Source organism: Pseudoalteromonas piscicida (assembly GCF_002208135.1).
Lineage (GTDB): Bacteria > Pseudomonadota > Gammaproteobacteria > Enterobacterales > Alteromonadaceae > Pseudoalteromonas > Pseudoalteromonas piscicida_A.
Genome location: NZ_CP021646.1, coordinates 2,181,069 through 2,200,569, shown reverse-complemented (window position 1 = coordinate 2,200,569; position 19,501 = coordinate 2,181,069). Strand labels below are relative to the sequence as shown.

General features: G+C 44.0%; 13 protein-coding genes and 5 pseudogenes. 9 read left to right on the top strand and 9 right to left on the bottom strand.

What is annotated here, in order from left to right:
• Positions 1 to 31 precede the first annotated feature (31 nt).
• Positions 32 to 712, bottom strand: coding sequence for a ribonuclease T (rnt, locus tag B1L02_RS10335; RefSeq protein WP_088530948.1), 681 nt, complete (start codon positions 710 to 712; stop codon positions 32 to 34).
• Between the two features lie 224 nt (positions 713 to 936).
• On the opposite strand from rnt, the gene B1L02_RS10330 reads away from it, so the two are divergent.
• Positions 937 to 1,782, top strand: a complete 846-nt coding sequence (locus tag B1L02_RS10330; RefSeq protein WP_410477304.1) for a flagellar protein MotY — start codon at positions 937 to 939, stop codon at positions 1,780 to 1,782.
• A 163-nt stretch (positions 1,783 to 1,945) separates the two neighbouring features.
• Here B1L02_RS10330 and B1L02_RS10325 read toward each other — a convergent pair whose 3' ends face one another.
• On the bottom strand, positions 1,946 to 2,419 hold the full coding sequence (locus B1L02_RS10325; protein ID WP_088530947.1) for a protease: 474 nt from the start codon (positions 2,417 to 2,419) through the stop codon (positions 1,946 to 1,948).
• Positions 2,420 to 2,522: 103 nt separating this feature from the next.
• Here B1L02_RS10325 and B1L02_RS10320 point away from each other — a divergent pair.
• Positions 2,523 to 2,840, top strand: a pseudogene (locus B1L02_RS10320) (Mpo1-like protein).
• A gap of 23 nt (positions 2,841 to 2,863) precedes the next feature.
• Positions 2,864 to 3,979, top strand: coding sequence for an amidohydrolase family protein (locus tag B1L02_RS10315; protein ID WP_088530946.1), 1,116 nt, complete (start codon positions 2,864 to 2,866; stop codon positions 3,977 to 3,979).
• A 185-nt stretch (positions 3,980 to 4,164) separates the two neighbouring features.
• Here B1L02_RS10315 and B1L02_RS10310 read toward each other — a convergent pair.
• Together B1L02_RS10310 and B1L02_RS10305 are read right to left on the bottom strand one after the other, a co-directional pair.
• A pseudogene (locus tag B1L02_RS10310) lies at positions 4,165 to 8,369 on the bottom strand (DEAD/DEAH box helicase).
• 203 nt (positions 8,370 to 8,572) lie between these two features.
• Positions 8,573 to 9,829, bottom strand: coding sequence for an aromatic amino acid transport family protein (locus B1L02_RS10305; protein WP_088530945.1), 1,257 nt, complete (start codon positions 9,827 to 9,829; stop codon positions 8,573 to 8,575).
• A 278-nt stretch (positions 9,830 to 10,107) separates the two neighbouring features.
• Here B1L02_RS10305 and B1L02_RS10300 point away from each other — a divergent pair, with 278 nt between their 5' ends.
• A complete protein-coding gene (locus tag B1L02_RS10300; RefSeq protein WP_088530944.1) occupies positions 10,108 to 10,869 on the top strand; it encodes a peptidylprolyl isomerase in 762 nt (253 codons plus the stop codon).
• A gap of 125 nt (positions 10,870 to 10,994) precedes the next feature.
• Here B1L02_RS10300 and B1L02_RS10295 read toward each other — a convergent pair whose 3' ends face one another.
• Together B1L02_RS10295 and B1L02_RS10290 are read right to left on the bottom strand one after the other, a co-directional pair.
• Entirely contained in the window at positions 10,995 to 11,225 is a 231-nt protein-coding gene (locus B1L02_RS10295) for a hypothetical protein (protein ID WP_088530943.1), read from the bottom strand.
• Between the two features lie 152 nt (positions 11,226 to 11,377).
• Positions 11,378 to 12,973 (bottom strand): ABC-F family ATPase, encoded by a 1,596-nt coding sequence (locus B1L02_RS10290; protein ID WP_088530942.1) that lies wholly within the window; start codon positions 12,971 to 12,973, stop codon positions 11,378 to 11,380.
• 247 nt (positions 12,974 to 13,220) lie between these two features.
• On the opposite strand from B1L02_RS10290, the gene B1L02_RS10285 reads away from it, so the two are divergent.
• The 4 genes and pseudogenes from B1L02_RS10285 to B1L02_RS25090 all read left to right on the top strand — a co-directional run bounded on the left by B1L02_RS10285 (position 13,221) and on the right by B1L02_RS25090 (position 16,969).
• Complete coding sequence (locus tag B1L02_RS10285; RefSeq protein WP_088530941.1) at positions 13,221 to 15,287, top strand: T6SS phospholipase effector Tle1-like catalytic domain-containing protein; 2,067 nt, start codon at positions 13,221 to 13,223, stop codon at positions 15,285 to 15,287.
• Positions 15,284 to 15,814: a hypothetical protein gene (locus B1L02_RS10280; protein ID WP_088530940.1), complete on the top strand. Its 531-nt coding sequence runs from the start codon at positions 15,284 to 15,286 to the stop codon at positions 15,812 to 15,814. The genes B1L02_RS10285 and B1L02_RS10280 overlap by 4 nt, the downstream gene beginning before the upstream one ends.
• 70 nt (positions 15,815 to 15,884) lie before the next feature.
• Positions 15,885 to 16,411: pseudogene (locus tag B1L02_RS25095) on the top strand (hypothetical protein).
• A gap of 70 nt (positions 16,412 to 16,481) precedes the next feature.
• A pseudogene (locus B1L02_RS25090) lies at positions 16,482 to 16,969 on the top strand (hypothetical protein).
• Here the strand turns inward: B1L02_RS25090 and tnpC are convergent.
• The 3 genes from tnpC to tnpA form a co-directional block, all read right to left on the bottom strand.
• Positions 16,959 to 18,446 carry an IS66 family transposase gene (tnpC, locus tag B1L02_RS10265; protein WP_088530886.1) on the bottom strand — a complete coding sequence of 496 codons (1,488 nt, stop codon included), beginning with the start codon at positions 18,444 to 18,446 and terminating at the stop codon, positions 16,959 to 16,961. The pseudogene B1L02_RS25090 and the gene tnpC sit on opposite strands and share 11 nt — an antisense overlap.
• An 80-nt stretch (positions 18,447 to 18,526) precedes the next feature.
• The gene (gene tnpB, locus B1L02_RS10260) at positions 18,527 to 18,871 is read right to left on the bottom strand and encodes an IS66 family insertion sequence element accessory protein TnpB (protein WP_088530845.1); all 345 of its coding nucleotides are present in this window, start codon (positions 18,869 to 18,871) and stop codon (positions 18,527 to 18,529) included.
• Complete coding sequence (gene tnpA, locus B1L02_RS10255; protein ID WP_088530887.1) at positions 18,868 to 19,170, bottom strand: IS66 family insertion sequence element accessory protein TnpA; 303 nt, start codon at positions 19,168 to 19,170, stop codon at positions 18,868 to 18,870. The genes tnpB and tnpA overlap by 4 nt, the downstream gene beginning before the upstream one ends.
• A gap of 82 nt (positions 19,171 to 19,252) precedes the next feature.
• Here tnpA and B1L02_RS25085 point away from each other — a divergent pair.
• Positions 19,253 to 19,462, top strand: a pseudogene (locus B1L02_RS25085) (hypothetical protein); the annotation flags it as partial.
• Positions 19,463 to 19,501 lie beyond the last annotated feature (39 nt).

The following is a 19,501-nucleotide window of genomic DNA, read 5'->3' as shown; positions in this document are numbered from 1 at the left end:
AAAAATGCCAGCTTGTTTGCTGGCATTTTTATTATTCGGTGTCGGTTTCGGTTGTTGACTCGGATTCTGACTCAGCCTCCGGCTCAGGTAATGGCCAGCCCCCTAATGCTTGCCACTTGTTGACTATGTAGCAAAAGAGTTCTGCGGTACGCTCAGTATCGTAAAGTGCGCTGTGTGCTTGGCTGTTATCGAACTCGATACCTGCTGCACGACATGCCTTTGCAAGCACTGTTTGCCCTAATGCAAGCCCTGCGAGTGATGTGGTATCAAAGCTGACAAACGGGTGAAAAGGCGTACGCTTTATCTTGTTACGTTCAATCGCCGCATTTAAAAAGCCGTGATCAAAAGCAGCATTGTGGGCGACGACAACAGAGCGCTGACAGCCTGCGGCCTTTTGGGCTTTACGCACAGCTTTGCAAATTTCTTTCAGCACTTCATCTTCTGCAACTGCGCCTCTGAGCGGTGAAAATGGATCAATGCCATTAAAGTCAATCGCAGCTTGCTCAATATTTGCGCCTTCAAAAGGTGCAACATGAAAATGTACTGTCTGATCTAAGCTTAATATCCCGTCATCGTCCATTTTTAACATACTCACGGCAATTTCTAGTAGGGCGTCAGTATCTTTATTAAAGCCAGCGGTTTCCACGTCGATAACTACAGGAAAGAAGCCGCGAAAGCGTTTTGAAAATAGCGTTTGCTCGGTATCAGACATAATCTTCTTGGTTTGTGAAATTTAGCGGCCTATTATACTGATACCTCGACAAGAAGCGAGCAGCTTAAGAACGCCTAGTGTGGTACATTTATTGCTTATCTTTAAATAACACGAATTGCTAGAGACAAGCTCAGGTTTTTGGCGTGTTGAGAAAATACAGATTAATGGTTGATGTAGTGAGGTGTTAGGTGATTAAGTTATATAAATCAGCAGGTTGGCTTGGTATATCGTTATGCGCCATCACCTTTAATAGCGAGGCTGCAATGCGGCAATACGCTGCCGAAGCTGATTCATCACATTGGAATGTTGACCAAAACAATCGTTTGAGTTGTGCGCTTAATCATGAAGTCCCGTATTACGGTGAAGCTATATTTTCAAGTAATGCTAGTAAAAATAAAGACTTAACTTTTAACCTCGATATGATGGTACGTCCTGAAAGTTACGATTTTGCAGGGCTTGAATCGGTGCCACCGCTTTGGCGAGCTGGCAAACCGGCAAGAAGTATCGGTCAAATGAAATTACTGAAAAAATTTGACGGTGAACTTGAAAATGACGTCGCGTGGCAGTTGTTGACTGAGCTTGAAAAGGGCTACTTTCCCACTTTTTACTATAAAGATTGGCACAACGACGTAGATAAAATCTCGGTTTCTTTGTCGTCAGTAAACTTTAAACAGGCGTATTGGGCGTTCTTACAATGTCGCGATAACTTGTTGCCATATAGCTTTGAAGACATTGCTTTTACAGTGATGAATTACAAGAAAAATTCCAGCGAGCTGACAAAGTCGTCACGTAAACGCTTAGATATGATCGGCGAATATCTTAAAAATGACCCAAAAATTGAGCAAATTTACATTTCAGCCTATAGCGATAGTTACGGTGGTCGTGATACCAACCTGAGATTGTCAAAAAAACGTGCCGAGGCGATTAAATCATATATGGCGAGCTTAGGGGTTGAAGAGAATAAGATTATGACCGACGGCTTTGGTGAAAAACGCCATATTGATACCAATGACAATGCCATTGGTCGTGGTAAGAACCGTCGAGTCGTGATCCAAATTTCGAGACCTTGATGTTGGGGTTTTTGTTGTTGGATGTTGGGGTTTTTGTTGTTGGGTTGTTGGGTTGTTGGTTGTTGGGTTGTTGGGTTGTTGGGTTGTCGGGTTGTCGGGTTGTCGGCTTAAAAGCCGACCTACGAGCCGACCTACGAGCCGAGACACGGTGCTGATATCGGTTCTATTCTAATACCGCACTACATGACGCTTTTAATGCATTGGCATGACTGAGCTGATTGTGATAGGTGATGGTAATGGGCTGTGCGGTGTTTATCTCATATGCCAGCGCTAAATCTAACTCTACGCTTTTACTTTGCCCGGCATTTAGGGTCATAAATTCATTCGCTGAGGGCGCGAGTCGTTTCGCCATGGGTCCTTGATAAGTAAGCGGCTTACCATTTTGTGTCACCTGTAAAAATTGGCTCCACCAACCCTCAAAAGGAGTATGCCAAATGAGAAACTTTTCATCATTGTGCCCTACGTTGGTAAAAGTGAAATTAACGGGATAGGTCATACCTGAGTCGGAGCCCTTACTCACATTGCATTGAATGTTACTCTGTGCATTCATCGTTGCCTCTGAATTGGTAGTTTGGGCGGTGTCGTTGCAAGCTGATAGTAGCATAGCAGCGGTGATCATCATTAAGGGTTTCAACATACTGTTTTTGAGCCTGTTGCCACGCTCATTCCTTTTTTATTTTCAACGTAAACTCTTTGCACTATGCTGAGTATTACCATTGAATCACAAATAGCATACTCTCATGACCAAAAATAATAACAAAGAGTTCAATTCTTTTGCATCGTTTTACCCTTACTATCTTGCGGAGCACAAAAACAAAACCTGCCGTCGTTTGCATTTTATCGGCTCGACTGTAGTACTTTTGATTTTGCTCTTTGCGCTGGTCACGACACGCTGGTCTTTACTATGGTTGTTGCCAATCGCGGGTTATGGGTTTGCTTGGGTGGGGCATTTCTTTTTTGAGAAAAATAAACCTGCGACATTTTAATATCCGCTATATAGCTTGATTGGAGACTGGGTCATGTACAAGGATATTATCCGTGGTAAAGTACCTTGGTAAAGGAGACTCAGTAGATAATAAAAATGAATGTAAAACAAAGTGTTATTGCCATTAGTTGTGCGGTTTTATTGGCAGGTTGTCAAAGCGTCTCGGCCACAGGCACACGCACGCTGGCAACTTTTAGTGTAGATAATAGCCAGTGTTACGACCGAAAGGCGCAGCCTAGTTATTTTGCAGTTGATTCCCATCACCATTTTCAGCCATTTCGGGGCGATGCGGTCCCGTTTGATAAGCTCGTTGCTTGGGCTGAGCGTGCGGGTGTCGTGTTTATCAATGTTTATGGCATTGGTCAAACCTACGAGCGAAAGCCTGATTGCTTTGGTGAGCGTGGGTGCTACAGCCAGTTAATTTCACCTAGCATTCAAAATGACTTTAAAAATGCGAGCAATTATCTTAAATATGGCGCAGATAGCGTGCATCTTACCTTGTCTATGACCTTCGCTGACTTACACAAACCAGAGACTATTTTGCCAAAAATGGCACTTCTTGAAGACGAGTTCGGTGATTTATTTCGTTGGATGGGAGAAGTGAATTTAGTCAAAGCGGCGCATTTTGGTAACGGCCATCAAGCGGTAGATAAAGAGACTATCGCCAAGTGGCAGCCATTTATGGCTGTGCTAAAAGAAAAGCGTATTCCGCTTGCACTGCACGCTGACTTGGGCGATAACAACACGCCACTTAAATACTTACCTTTGCTTGAGGAAGTGTTAAAACGCTACCCAGAAAACGATATTATTTGGATGCACATGGGCGTCTCAAAAGAGTTAAACCACATTGATCCAGAGCTGCACATAAACACCATGGAGCGGTTATTCTCCCAATATAAAAACCTAAAGGCCGATCTATCATGGCGGATTTTGTACGACTATTACTTTAGTGACCCAGAAATTAAGGCGCAGTATGTTGAATTTATTAATGCCCATGCTGAGCGCTTTTTGCCGGGCAGTGATTTCGTCGCCAGTAAAAATAAACGCTTTTTCGACTATTTAGAGGAAGTCGATATCAATAGTCGAATTCTCGCCGAACTTGATGACAATGCTTTTCGCCAGATCGCCTTAGGTCAAAACTACTTTTCGCTGTTAGATTTACCTTATCGTGCGCCAGAGATCTGTGTTATACCAATTGTATTAAGTAAATGAGCTATTTTGAAGCGGGGAAATAGCTTTAGTGGCACCGCTCTCGCGTCCTGCTACCGCTAAGGTACCTATATCCATATAGGCAAGGCAAAAATTTTGCTATTTAGTTGTTCTAAATGAGAAATTTTTAACGAAGCTAATATGCTATTTCACCCTTCAAATTGATTGGAGAATTAATTCAATTGGTATTAAAGCGTCTCCTTGAGCATGGATAGCACATCGTTTACGTCTAGCTTCATCACTTTGTCGGTGTTCGCGAGCAATTGATCCGCGAGGTCTTTTTTACGGTGATGGAGCTCAACAATTTGTTCTTCAATCGTGCCTTTGGCAATTAAGCGATAAATAGTAACGGGACGCGTTTGTCCCATTCGATGTACTCGGTCTGACGCTTGCTCTTCAACCGCAGGATTCCACCAAGGATCCATGTGAATCACATAATCTGCTGCGGTAAGATTCAAGCCAGAGCCTCCGGCTTTGAGGCTAATCAAAAATACCTCGCCTTCACCTTTTTGAAAGGCATTCACGGCCTGCTGACGTGCTTTGCTTGGCGTGCTGCCATCTAAATACTGAAACCGGATCCCGCGTTTTTCTAAGCGACTTTTGATGAGTTGCAAATGGCCTACAAACTGACTGAATATCAGTGCCTTGTGATTGTTCTCTTGCAGCTCGGTCAGAAGCTCATCCAATGCCGCTAATTTAGAGCTGGTTATCTGACTTTCTGCCATTAGCAGTTTTGGGTGACAACAGGCTTGGCGCAAGCGGGTCAGCGCTGCCAGCATTTTAAAGCGTTGTTCATTGGCACTGTCTTGCTGCGTGGACTGCGAAATTTCGTCAATGGCGTTTTGGCGCAGCGCTTCGTAAAAGGTTTGTTCTTCTTGGCTCAATTGAATTGGTACATTGATCTCAGTGCGTGGTGGTAATTCGGTTAATACCTGATGCTTCATACGGCGCAGAATAAAAGGCTGGATCAGGTGTTTGAGTCCTTTACGGGCACGGTGTGCTGCAAGCTTATCTTCATTGGCGTTTTCAATGGGAGCGGAAAACTTCTCGCTAAAGCGCTTTAGGTTACCGAGCAATCCTGGGTTTACAAAACGAAAGAGTGACCAAAGCTCGGTGAGATTATTTTCTATTGGGGTCCCTGTGGTGATCAGCTTAAACTTGCCTTTGAGCGCGCACGCGGCTTGCGTGCGTTTTGCTAATGGGTTTTTTAGCGCTTGGGCTTCATCGGCAACAATGGTTTCAAAAGCGATAGGTTTTAAGATATCAACTTCGCGCTGTAGTAGACCATAGCTTATTATCACACAATCTAGAGGTTGCAAGTTGCTCAGCATCTCAGCTCTGGCATCAGAATGTGGATAGTCAGAAAAGAGTTTCACCGACAAGGTTGGAGCGAACTTTTGGATTTCTTGTTGCCAGTTGAAGCAGACCGATGTTGGCGCGATGACAAGCGTCGGGCCGACATTGGCACGGGCCAATATCATCGCCAGCGCTTGGATGGTTTTACCCAATCCCATATCATCGGCAAGGCACGCACCTGCCCCCAATGGGCAAGTCGCATAGCCCAGTCAAATCCCGCCTGCTGGTAGTCGCGAAGCTCGGCTTGTAATGTTGAAGGAAGCGTTGGAGTCAATGCGACGGCTTGCTGCATTTTTTCGTTTTGCGCTTCCCAGGCAGGCAAGGTTTTCATCCGCATTCCAGTGGTGGCTTCAGCAATTAAAGGTGCAGCTAGCGGGTGAAACTTTCCGCCCTCGGTCGCGTTATTGAGCTGGTCGAGTTGTGCTTTTAACTCACTCGACAGAGCGAGCACTTGCTCACCGTCAAGCGCGATAAAGCGGCCATTGCTGGTGGCAACCATTTTGAGAAGCTGTTTAAGTTCGATAACTTGGTCATTACTTACTTGTAGCTCGCCGGTCATGTCGAACCATTCATTTTTCTTACTCATGGCAAGTTGCAAATGTTGGCTTTCGAGTTTGCTACTGAGCTTAACCTTTTTGCCTTTTGGCCATCTGAGCTTTAGCGCCATGGGGCAAGGTTCTTGATTAATCACCAGCTCAAGTTCTTGCAACACCTCTAGCGCTTCATCCATTTCAGCTAAACTTAAGCGATTATCTGTCATCTCCAAAAATAGTGGACAGTGCGTATCTAACTCATCCAATCTTTGCTGCTCAAGTAACAAATTTCGGGTGGTGGATAAACGTTTACCATCGATTTCGGCGCTGACAGTGGCAATACCGTGTCCCGGATGAAAAATCGGCCCCTTTTCGCCAAAGGGCATAACCACGCAGTGAAAATCGAGTCCTTGATGATAAGGTTGAATGTTAATAACAAGCGCTGATTGCGCTTCGATACTATCCAGCCCAGTATCAATATCTGCTAAGTCTGACTGTACATTAAGATAAGGTGCAATGGCTTTAATACTCGACAGCACCTTTTGTTTTGCACTGGCAGGCACGGTTAATCCGGATTCACCAATAATCTCAGCGACCTGTATATGTGATTGGTTAAACACAATAAACTCGTAGTGATGCTCAGCTTGCTGAATAAATGAGTAGGTTTGCGGTTGACCAAAATAGCTGGGTAAATTAGGAATAGAGAGCAGCAGATCGTCGCCATGTTGACGGATATGTAACTCGGGAGATTTCTCGGCAATAGTAATGGCTTGTTTTAAGTCGTCTTCATGGTATAGGTTGGTGGCGCCGACTGCGGCTTTTAACGCGGGAATTCCCGCAAGGGCGTAGTCCGCACGACCATTGTAGCCATAACCCGATTGTGGTGCGATGGCGTCGATCAGCTTTTTATCAGACTGGCTGATATAACTAAATTGCTCGGGGTGCTGTTTCAGTTGTTTGCAGGAAATTGGCTTACCTTTTCCCCAGCCTGTTTTACCCCGTTTTTGTTCACGTGCTAAAAACTCAATATCAAAGCGACCTTGCCTAATTTGCCAAATAAGGCGAAATTGTTCGTCAACTTCTTGGCTGGTATTTGCGTTCGGGTTGAGCGCAATAAGCTTGTCCAGTGCTAGATCCCATGCCGTCTTTTTGGCAACGAGATGACTAACATTAAGCTTGGGATTAAACGCGAGCGGATATTGCTCACCGTGCATTGCCAGCATCAACTGCTTTGCAAGTCCAGCAAAAAGAGGTAAAGAGAGGCGCTCAAACGTTGCGATGCAGTCATCGAGACTGGCAAGCGTTTTGGCATCTAAACTTTGATTACACCAGAAGTGTGCAAAGCAGTCGAGCAAGCGACCTAAGTAATAGTCAAAAACATGAGATTTCTTCAGGCTTGAATAATTTAAATGGGCGCTGCTGTAGCTACTGTTTTGCGACAAGCTCTCTGCGCAGTATAACAGCACGTTATTGGCAAAGAAGTTATTATAAGGTGCTTTGCTGTCTTGGCTTTCAAACTCAAGCTGTTGAGAGAGGGTGTCAAATAATGCGGCATCATGGCTATTGGCTTGCTGCAATAACGCCAACTTATGAAACAAACCCAGTGTTCTACCTAGGTACTGCTTTTTACGTTTGGTGATTTTGTCTTTGGCTTTTAGTGCTTGTTCAAAACAAACGATAAGGTCGTCGTGTTGTTGTAAAAAAGCAATGCTTGCCATAATTTGTGCACTATAAGCGGTTTGGATATTGGCCACCAACGCCTGAGCCTTATCCAATTGCAGGGTATAGATTTGATATTCTGCTAATAAACAGGTCAGTAGCGGGCTTTGTGTCTTGGCTTGAACCTGTGTGAGTATTTCAAGTGCATAGCTAATGCTGTGACCACCTTGTAGTAAGGTATATAGCAAGGTTGCAAAAGCTTGATATTGTAAGTCATCAGCAAGCGCCGAAAATCCTTCAACTGTAAAAGGATAAAAATACAGTGGTAATAGCACTTGATTGGTCTTATGGCACACCGCCTGTGGGTCTTTCGCCAGTCCTAAATGATTGCGGGCTTTTGGTAGTTGATTGATAAATAAAAAGTCTCGAATGAGTCGCTGTTCATCGGCAAATTGGCGTTCCCATTCATAAGCATTCAGTACAGGGATAAACTCTTCTGCGATGTTAAGGATTGCTAAAAACTGGCCGTCAGCCATGACTCGATGGCTTAAACTGGTCGCGAGTTTTAGATTTATTTGCACTCCATCTTCGTTAAAAGTCACTAACCCGTCTGAGCGCCACTTCATAATTTGGCTATGACTCACACCTTGTTCAAAGTCATTTTCGGGGATGATCTCTTTTGCCACGAGCGCTTGAACTAGGCGTTTGAGTTTGATTGCTGAAACTGGTTTATAGACGACCGCCAGCACACTCAACAGCGTTTGCTCATGCACAGGTAGGTTATGCACTTGATTGATTAGGGCTGTGATTTCTTCGTTAATTGCTGATGGAAAGTCAAAATTCATCGTTTGGTCGTAGTATTCAATTTAAGACACTGAAAACTACCATAATATAGGTTGAACTGCCATGAAGATAAACAAAGTCAAAGTTCATTTTTCGGTTATGGTGGTTCATTCAATACACTGAAAAATAGTACTATATTATTTAGTCTGAACTGCTATGAAGATAAGTAACAAGAAAGGTGAGGGAGGCGATGCCTCCCTTTTGGTTAGCCTAGCATGTTATACAGTAATGCAGAAACCGCCAGCAAGCCGACGAATAGCACAAAATAAGTGCCAATGTGGCTTTTGTATTTTTGTAGTGCCGGTACTTTAAACACGGCAATGGTTGGCATGATAAACAAGATCATCGCAATGATCGGGCCTGAGATTGCCCCCATCATGTCCAAAATACTTGGGTTTAATACGGCGCATACCCAAATGGCAACAAACATAAATACCACGCCTAGCTTGTCAGCAAGCTTGTAGCTCATGCTCGTTTGCTTGGTTGCAAGGCCGTTAAAGCTTTCACGTGCACCAAGGAAGTGGCCTAGGAAAGACGAAGTAATCGCGATAAATGCCACAAGAGGGCCAAGCATTTCAATAAATGGATTGTTATACACGTTAGCTAAATAGGATAAAACAGACACGTTTGCTGATTTTGCTTCTTCCATTTGTTCTGGTGTTAAAGAGAATACGCAGGAGAATACGAATAGCAAAACAAACACTATCAACATAATGGAGGTCGTACGAAGGATCGCTTCTGATTTTTGAACTGCCTCACTTTTGTAGTGACGACGCTGTACGTTAGCAAAGCTAGAAATGGCGGCTGCATGGCTAAATGAAAATACTACGATAGGAACGGATAGCCAAAGCAATTCGGTTAAGCTCGCAACATCAGGCGTGCTTACCACTGGCATTTGCCAGTTAGGCACTAAATAGAGTGATAAAAACAGTAATACCCCAACCAGCGGGTAAACCAAAATAGCAAAAGCTCGCAGTAGCAGCTTTTCGCCGCCTAGCATGATGGCAATCATGCCGGCAACGAGCAAACCAGAGAGCAAAATACGAGATGGCGACTCAAAGCCAAGTTGATTGACGATAAAGCTGTCGACGGTATTGGTTAGGCCAACACCATAGATAAGCAAAATAGGAAAAATAGAGAAAAAGTAAAGTAAAGAAATTAAACGACCAGCCCCTGCGCCGAAGTGCTCTTCTACTACATCCGTAAAATCGGCATCTTTTTGCTTTGATGAAAGGACGAACCGTGCCAATCCTCGGTGTGCTAAAAAGGTCATAGGGAAGGCAAGCACGGTCATGATTAGTAGTGGCCAAAAACCACCAATACCAATGTTAATTGGCAAGAATAAAATACCTGCGCCGACCGCAGTGCCAAATAAACTTAACACCCAATGGGTGTCGTGTTGGGTCCAGCGCCCATCGCTGATGGTATTCATCTCCATCGTCGCTTCAGAGGAATTACTCATATACTTGTTGTCCTGGATTTAGAATTATAATCGGGCGCATCATATAAAAAATGACGAAGTGTTGCATGTATAAACCGTCTACTCCGAGGAGTTATGCGGTGAAATTCGTTTGTTTGACTAAAACTTGCTCAAGGTGTGGTGGGTTCCTAACCAGTTTTTGTAAATCTAAGTCTGCAAATGTTCTTAATTGTTACCACTGGCAATGAATTGCTAGCCGACTTATAAATAAATTTTTATTCTAGTTTGCAAAGAGAATTAAAATAACCAAGTGGAAAAGTATGTTCAAGCTAAACTCTCTATTGCTCGCTTCAACTTTGTTGGGAAGCTTCGCTGCTAATGCAACGATTGTCGAATTTCAAACTTCTCATGGTAGCTTTCAGGTCAATCTATTTGATGAAAGCACGCCTAAAACCGTGGAAAACTTTTTGAAATACGTAGATAACGGGCGTTATTCTGATACGGTTATTCACCGCGTTATTCCAGATTTTGTTGTGCAAGGTGGTGGCTTCAAATATGAAGGAGACGTGCCTCTTGACGCCATCGCTACTTACGATGCTGTAAAAAATGAACCAAAGTGGTCTAACGTTAAAGGCACTATTGCAATGGCAAAGGTAGCAAATAGACCTGACAGTGCGACAAGCCAATGGTTCTTTAACTTGGTAGACAACAGTAAAAATTTGGACGTTGACAACGGTGGCTTCACAGTTTTTGGTCAAGTGACTGGTGATGGCATGGAAATATTAGCAGCGATAGCAAAAATTCCTCGTTGTGGTAATGTGCCATTAGTTAACTTCACTGATGAACAGTGTAAAGATAGCAATAGTGAGCCAGGGGCAGCTAACTTTGTGACTATAAACGCAATTACTGTGCTGGATGATGACCCCAAATCAGCTCAAGGCTTAAGTCCAAAAGCAAATACCTTGATTGATCAAGTGCCTGATAAGCCTTCAACTGACTCTGAGTCATCTGGTGGTTCAATGTTTGCGGGTCTCATGTTGCTGGCTGGTATTGTCGGATTTAGACGTAGATTTCATAGGTAACCAAGTCACTTTGGTTGCAGATGCTAAGCGTAGCATCACAGTCCCTAGTTAACCTGATCTCAGGTTAATAACTTGGAAGCGCACTTCGGTGCGCTTATTTCTTTATTATTAAGTTATTGTTTTCGTTATTCGTCTTCGCCAAACAGTGCAATCGCTTTTGTCGTCAAACTGTACTGATCACGGCCATCCGCTTGGATAAGCCCTTCATTGAGGTGAGTGGTCACAACATCGTCGAGTAGTTGTTGATCTACGTGTGGGAGTGAAAAAGTGTGGTGATTGATATCGCACGATTCTGGAAAGCTTGCTTTCAGCTTAGACAGCAACATTATCGAATACATATTCTGTAAACGTTCCATAGCCGACCCTTTTATTATTCCAATTTTTGCGAGAACAATGCTAACAGCAAAATTGCAGCTTTGTCTATTTTTTGTTCTACTTTGTGAGGGGGCATAGATCCGTTGTGCTTGAGAAAATAAAAAGGGCCAATTTGGCCCTTTACAGTCTAATCTTATACGGCTTCAGCCGCTTTCTTCGCGAGGTACTCGTCGTACGTACCATGGAAGTCGGTGATCTTACCGTCTTTAATTTCCCAAATGCGCGTTGCAAGTGATGAGACAAACTGGCGGTCGTGCGATACGAAGAATAACGTACCTTCGTATTGTTCAAGTGCCAAGTTGAGAGACTCGATTGATTCCATATCCATGTGGTTCGTTGGTTCGTCCATTAGTAGGATATTTGGCTTATGCATCATGATTTTACCAAATAGCATACGGCCTTGTTCACCACCTGAGATCACCTTAACTGACTTTTTGATGTCGTTTTGAGAGAACAGCATACGGCCAAGGAAGCCGCGTACGACTTGCTCATCATCGCCAGGCTGTTGCCACTGTTCCATCCATTGGAAAAGATCCAGATCTTTTTCAAATTCGTCAGCATGGTCTTGCGCATAGTAACCAATATTGGCGTTTTCTGACCATTTATACTCACCTGCTTGCGGCGCTTTACGGCCCGCTAAGGTGTTGAGTAGTGTTGTTTTACCTGCACCATTTTCACCGATGATGGCAACTTTCTCGCCAACTTCAACAAGGCCATTTAGGTCAGAAAATAGGGTGTCGTCATAACCTTGTGATAGCGAGATAAGCTCAAGCGCGTTACGGAATAGCGGCTTTTCTTGCTCGAAACGAATAAATGGATTTTGACGACTTGATGCTTTAACTTCTTCCAGTTGGATCTTGTCAATTTGCTTAGCACGAGATGTCGCTTGCTTCGCTTTTGAGGCGTTTGCAGAGAAGCGCGAAACGAATTGCTGTAGCTCAGCAATTTGCGCCTTTTTCTTGGCGTTGTCTGATAACAGGCGCTCGCGAGCTTGCGTCGCAGCAAACATGTATTCATCGTAATTACCTGAGTAAATACGCAGATCGCCATAGTCGATATCCGCCATGTGTGTACACACTGAGTTTAAGAAGTGGCGGTCGTGCGAGATGATGATCATAGTACAATCACGCTGATTCAATACGTCTTCCAACCACTTGATAGTATAGATATCCAAGTTGTTGGTTGGTTCGTCTAAGAGCATGATATCTGGCTCTGCAAATAATACCTGTGCAAGTAGTACACGCAGTTTCCAGCCCGGAGCAACTTCTGACATCAAGCCATAATGTTGCTCGGTTGGAATACCCACACCCAGGAGTAATTCACCCGCTTTTGCTTCTGCGGAATAGCCATCCATTTCAGCAAATTGCGTTTCAAGGTCGGCAACACGCATGCCGTCTTCTTCGCTCATTTCTGGTAATGAGTAAATGCGATCGCGCTCTTGCTTGATTTCCCACAGCTCTTTATGACCCATGATCACTGTGTCTACAACCGTATATTGCTCGTAGGCAAATTGATCCTGATTTAGCTTAGCGATGCGCTCGTTTGGATCGTAGTTTACGTTACCTGAACTTGGCTCTAGCTCTTTGCTTAGGATTTTCATAAAGGTGGATTTACCGCAGCCGTTAGCGCCTATTAGGCCGTAGCGGTTGCCGTCACCAAACTTAACGGAAATATTCTCAAACAGTGGTTTTGCACCAAACTGCATAGTGATGTTGTTACACGAAAGCATAAATTTGACTCATTACTGACAATTGCGGCGATCCTATCATTTATGGGTGACAAATGATGTAAAAAGTTTAGCTAACTCACACGTTACTTTTGCAGCTGATATAGCAAAGACCTAGGCGTTGAAAACTTATCGCCATAAGACGTTTTATTTACGATTTCATTAAATTTTATTTACCAATTGAGTGGTTGAATGTTAGCCTATTTTAATGCGAAAGGATGATATGAAAAACTAATTCTGGTGAACAAGGATGAAAATAGTTGAAGAAAAACATAATTGGTTAATTGACCAACAAATCGATGAGCTGGAAGTCTTACCACCCCATACCACAACCGCTCATTTACCGTCAGAAATTAGAACGCAACTAAAGCCTCATGCCAGTGATTGGATAGTATTGCAACAAAGACATAATTGGCGCCATGTTAAGCGTGACGAATTTACTCGTGTTTTTATAAAGACCAAAAAGGGCTTACAAAGTGTAAGGTCTGGCAGTGCTGCCGGTTCTAGGGAGCAGCTAATCATCGTTAAACGCAAGTCTTATTTCAAAGCAGAGATTAGAAACAATGCCTTTACAAGCAGTGGTGGGGTTGATCTTAATCAGCCCATTGGCGCAAGCCAATTAGACCCGTTAACACCGGTTGAACAGGTATTGGCCTCGATTAACGTCGATAAATCACCTGAGGTGGCTGAAAAGCGCATATTGGTGTCGCTGGAAGGGGAGTTGGCGGTGAGTTTTGTGATCCAAGGTGCTAATACTCCCACATTGTCCAGAGCCTCTGAAGGGGCAACACAAACGCCTCTGATATTCGGCAAGTTGAGTGAAGATGGTCGCTATAGTCTAAAAGCAAAAATCTTAGGTGTGCCGGAGCAGGTGCTTTTTAACAATGTGCCATATGCAGACCTACTTGATATAGAAAAAGTAAAAGCACTTAAGATTGGCGCTGAGGGCGGAGTGCAGCTGATTAAACACAGAGTGTCAGGTGAGGGTAATGTACACCTATATTTTATTAGCGAGCCACCGAGTATCGGGATCTTCTTTGATGGTACAGGCAACAACAAGTACAACGATATTTTGGACCCTTTTGATGATAAAGAGCCGACGAATATCGCAAAGCTCCATGAGTTGTATGAAAATGAAGGTAAGTTTACCACTTCTTCATATATTGAAGGAGTTGGCACTTCGGCAGGAAAGAAAGATTCGACCATCGATCTGGCAATTGCATACTCTTTTGACGAAAGGCTAATTGAAGCGGTGTCAGACTTAGATAAGTTCATAAATAACAATGGGTTAATTGAGCTTTGTAACACTCTGTTGGTTGATTGTTTTGGCTTTAGCCGTGGCGCAGCGGCAGCAAGAGCGTTTGTTAATCTGATCAATGAAATGAGAGAAAAGCAAGATACTAAATTAGCGAATAAAGAGGTGGTATTTCGCTTTGTTGGTATTTTCGATACAGTCGCGTCTATTGGAGGGGATGGAGATAATGATCATGGTGAGCTGTATGCCAGAGATGAGTTAGACGATGCAGCTAGACTCGATCTCAATCAGGCCAGCGCAGGGGCTGTGTATCACTTAACGGCTTGGGATGAGCGACGTGATAAATTCCCGCTAAGCTCGTTAAAAAATAAAGATGGCAGCTTGTTTGCTAACCATAAAGAAGATTATCTGCCAGGCGTTCATTCTGATATTGGGGGCGGGTATGCCCCTATCAGTATTGATATTGAGTATCCTTTAAAGCGCATTCGTGGTATTCCCGGAAATCCAGAGCATGAAGCAAAAGTACAACAGGAAAAATTGGCAATTGAACATAAATATCAGTGGCCTGGCATTAATGTGGATATGGTCTATCGCTTCAAAAGACTTAGATATGGCGCAAGTCGCTCGGGAAGAGACAAGGATTTTTACACCACATACCGGCCCGTTTGGAGACGTAAAATAGATAATACCCTTGCCCATTTTGGACTGCACCAAATGTATAACGAGGCGGTTCAACATGGCGTTCCGCTGAGAGCTATGGCGCGTCTTCAAAGTATCTACCCTTATGAACTTAGCAATGAGGTCGCAACTTTGGTACCTAAAGCCCTTAAAGCTGGGCCAGCAAGCCAAGCTTGGCAGAAGTTATACGAGCATTATATTCATATTAGTTCTCGGTTTACGGGAGCTGTGGATAAAATGGCTCATGGAGCAGAAAGAAAGGCAAAATACGCCACTGAAAATGGACAAAGGGAAATGTTTTACAATAATGCAAAAGCGCTACCGCAGGTACAAATTTGGAAAGCGTATAAAAATGGAAATAAATCAATTTGGAGGAAAGGATGAACAATAAGCTCTATACCGTTTTACTGGCAGTAATACTGCTTTGCAGTTGCTCTTCACATTCCGAGCTCGAAAAATTACATATAGGTATTTCCGCTTATGAAAAAAGTGACCTGATGGTAAAGCTGATATTTGACGATAGATTTTCCCCTCCCGCTGGTGCTATAGGCTGTTGCTGGGGGAACGCTCAAAAGAAAGGTGTGTTTTGGGGAGCTGAGATCCCACATAAAGTTCAAGCAGAATGGTGGGATTATAAGCAAGGAAGGCATTACAACGCTGAGTTCAGTGTAAAACGTGATAAAGCATACAAAATCGCGGGTAATTTACCGAGCGTGACTTATTACACAGGCAAAACGGAGACCGATGTTGATCCTTATATCATCTTTGGGTTTGGTGAAAAGGGTGAAGTAAAAATGTGGATTTCTAATTCTCAGTTTGCTAGTGGAGTTAAAGGGCGCATTTTAGAAGAAATTGGTTCAGCGCAAGCGACTTGGGAACCCTTTGAATTAACCGATGAGATGTTTAATTAGATAAGCGCCTACAATACAAAGTTAAAGTCAAAAACAAATAAGACTACGGATGTTCGACTTGGAGAAAAGGATGAACAATAAGCCCTACACCGTTTTACTGGCAGTAATACTGCTTTGTAGCTGCTCTTCACATACCGAGCTCGAAAAATTAAATATAGGTATTTCCGCTTATGAAAAAAGCGATTTGATGGTGAAACTGATATTTGACGAACAATTTTCTCCCCTGCTGGTGCGGTAGGCGGTGGTTGGGGAAATGCCGTAGGAAGTGGGACGTTTTGGGGAGCCGAAATCCCATATAAAGTAAAAGCGCAGTGGTGGGACTACAAGCAGGGAAAACACTATGGTGCAGCGTTAACTGTACAGCGTGACAAGGCGTACAAAATCGCCGGTAATTTACCTAGCATTACCCATTACACAGGCGAAACAGAAACCGATGTTGAGCCCTATATTATCTTTGGTTTTGGTGAAAAGGGTGAAGTAAAAATGTGGATTTCTAATGCACCGTTTGATGGCGTCGAAGGACGAATTTTAGAGGAAATCGGCTCGGCACAAGCGACTTGGGAACATTTTGAATTAACCGATGAGATGTTTAATTAGCTAAGCGCCCACAATACAAAGTTAAGGTCAAAAACAAATAAGACTACGGATGTTCGACTTGGAGAAAAGGATGAACAATAAGCTCTACACCGTTTTACTGGCAGTAATACTGCTTTGTCGCTGCTCTTCACATACCGAGCTCGAAAAATTAAATATAGGTTTTCACCCCCAGCTGGCTCAATAGGTTGTTGTTGGGGAAATGCTAATGCAAATGGTACTTTTTGGGGAGCTGAAATCCCGCATAAAGTGAAAGCGCAGTGGTGGGATTATAAACAAGGAAGGCATTACAACGCTGAGTTCAGTGTACAACGTGATAAAGCATACAAAATCGCAAAAAACCTGCCTAGTATTACCTTCCACACGGGAGAGATAAAGGAAGATCTTGTCCCTCAGATTATCTTTGGTTTTGGTGAAAAGGGTGAAGTAAAAATGTGGATTTCTAATGCACCGTTTGATGGCGTCGAAGGACGAATTTTAGAAGAAATTGGTTCGGCACAAGCGACTTGGGAACCCTTTGAATTAACCGTGAGCGTGCAGCGAACCACACCTAGAGCTTAACATTCCAAGGCAGTAAACTGTTGATATCACAGTCTGGTTGAGCAAGTTCGTTTAAACAATGCATCACATAGTCGAATGGCGTGAGGCCATTTGCTCTGGCTGTCTCGATCACGCTGTAAAGGATTGCGCTACTCTCAGCGCCACTTGTGGTGAAGCTAAACAGCCAGTTTTTTCGGCCTATGACGAACGGTTTAATAGCGCGTTCTGCCCGGTTATTGTCTATCTTTAGGTGTCCGTCGTCGAGGTAGCGAATAAGTTTCGGCCATTGTCTTAGCGTGTAGTGGATAGCCTCGCCTAGCTTCGATTTCGGTACCACTGTTTGTGCTGATTTTTCTAACCAGGTTTTAAACTGTGCCAGCAGCGGTGTGCTTTGTTTTTCTCTCGTTGCTTGTTTTTCTTGAAGACTCATGCCCTTTATTGCTGTTTCAACCCGATATAGTTTTTGAATATGGTTGAGCGCCCAGTTCGCCTTGCCGGTTTTACCTTTGGCCTGCGCATCCGCAGCTTCTTTGAACTTGCGTCTTGCGTGTGCCCAGCAACCAACCAGTGTCGCTTGTGTTTGTTCGTAACCTGCATAACCATCAACTTGCAGATAGCCGTTGTAGCCCTTTAAAAATGCCACAGGACAGCGACCCGCGCGACTATTCTGATAGTCGAACAGGGCGATATTGGGGATGCTTGCCTCTGGCGCAGGCGAGTCCGTGCCGCTGCAATACAGCCACATGTAATTAGTTTGTTTGTCTTCTTTCACCACCTTAACCGTGGTTTCATCGGCCTGTATCACCGGTTGCTGTAGCAACACGTCGTGCAGCCTGTCGTAGAGTGGTTTGAATAAACTGGCACAGCGGATCATCCAGTCTGCCATGGTGCGTCTGCAAAGCGCGATACCATATTGTTTGAACAGGCTTTCCTGCCGATACAGCGGTAAACCGTACTGATATTTGCTGGTGATGATCTGGCTGAGCAAACTCGCCGTGGCAATGCCTTTCGGGATTGGACTAGGTGGTACAGGTGCTTGCACTATCCTGATCTGGGTTTGCGTTTTTTCACACTGTCGGCAACTATATTTTGGCCTGACATGTTCAATGACTTTGACTTGGGCCGGGATAAACTCCAGTTTTTCGCTCACATCCTCGCCCATTTTGTGCAGCTCACCGCCACAACAGCCACACTGTTTGTTGTCGATGTCATGGACAACACGCTCGCGGGGGAGGTCTTTTGGCAGAGGCTGGCGCGTTGGCTTTTTACGCTGATATTCGATGGTTTCAACGTCTTGCTCTGGCACCTCTTCAACCAGCGTTTCGGCTTCATTGAACAAGTCAGCTTGCGCCGGATGCGACTCACTGCTGGCCCCGAAGCGTTTTTGCTGGGCCAGTATGAATTGTTCTTCGAGGTAGTTATTACGTGCCTGAAGCTGAGCAATGATCTCTTCTTGCTTCGCTAACTGCTGGCGTAATACATCAAGTTCGTTTTGCATGAGTGTTACTTTACCAGCAGATTAACTGTTTTTAAATTAATAACTTAGATTATTTTACGTTCAAAAAGTCGCTGTTATGATCATACGTTATAACCATAACTGAGTGGCTTATGAGCAATGACGGACAAGCCTGACAGTAGCCATTGCCACTGCTCGGCAGTCAGCGTAATGACGTCATCGTCTTCTTTGTCTGGCCATTTAAACTTGTCTTTTTCGAGGCGTTTGTACCACAGTGCAAAACCGGTTTTATCCCAATAAAGCACCTTCAGCTTGTCCTTACTTTTATTGCAAAAGGCAAAGACGTTACCCGTCATTGCGGACGTTGCCATTGCTTGCTCAACAATCGCCGCAAGTCCATTGATGGATTTACGAAAGTCGACCGGCTGGCGATGTAAGTAAACCACTTTATTTTGCCAGCAGATCATGACAATGCCTTCAGCAGTGCTGCGAGCCAAAGGGTATCTGTTGTTGATGGCAGCAATACCGTGCTCTGGCCATGTTTGAGTTGCAACAACTCAGGTGGGGAAACTGACTCAGGTGCTGCAGGCTTAGCGGCAACAAAAGATGACTGAGGAGGTGTTTGCTTACGAATTTTGCTTCGGCGATTATAAAAAGACTTGATACTGAGGTTGTGTTGCGTGCAGAAGTCACTAACAGACAACCCACTAAGCTCCTGCTGTTCGAAAAGTTGCAGCCATTGCTGCGCGGTCTTGTGTTTAGGCATGTTCCACTCCGAATTGAGATCAGAGCTTTACTTTATAAGTTGATAACATCCTGCTGCTAGGTGTGGTTTAGGCGACGGTTACGGTAATTTACCGAGCATTACCCATTACACAGGCGAAACAGAAACCGATGTTGATCCCTATATTATCTTTGGGTTTGGTGAAAAGGGTGAAGTAAAAATGTGGATTTCTAATGCACCGTTTGATGGCGTGGAAGGACGCATTTTAGAAGAAATTGGCTCGGTGCAAGCGACTTGGGAACCCTTTGAATTAACCGAAGAGATGTTTCGCTAAAAAAGTGAAAACTAGGCGTTTTATCTTGGTATTTTCTAT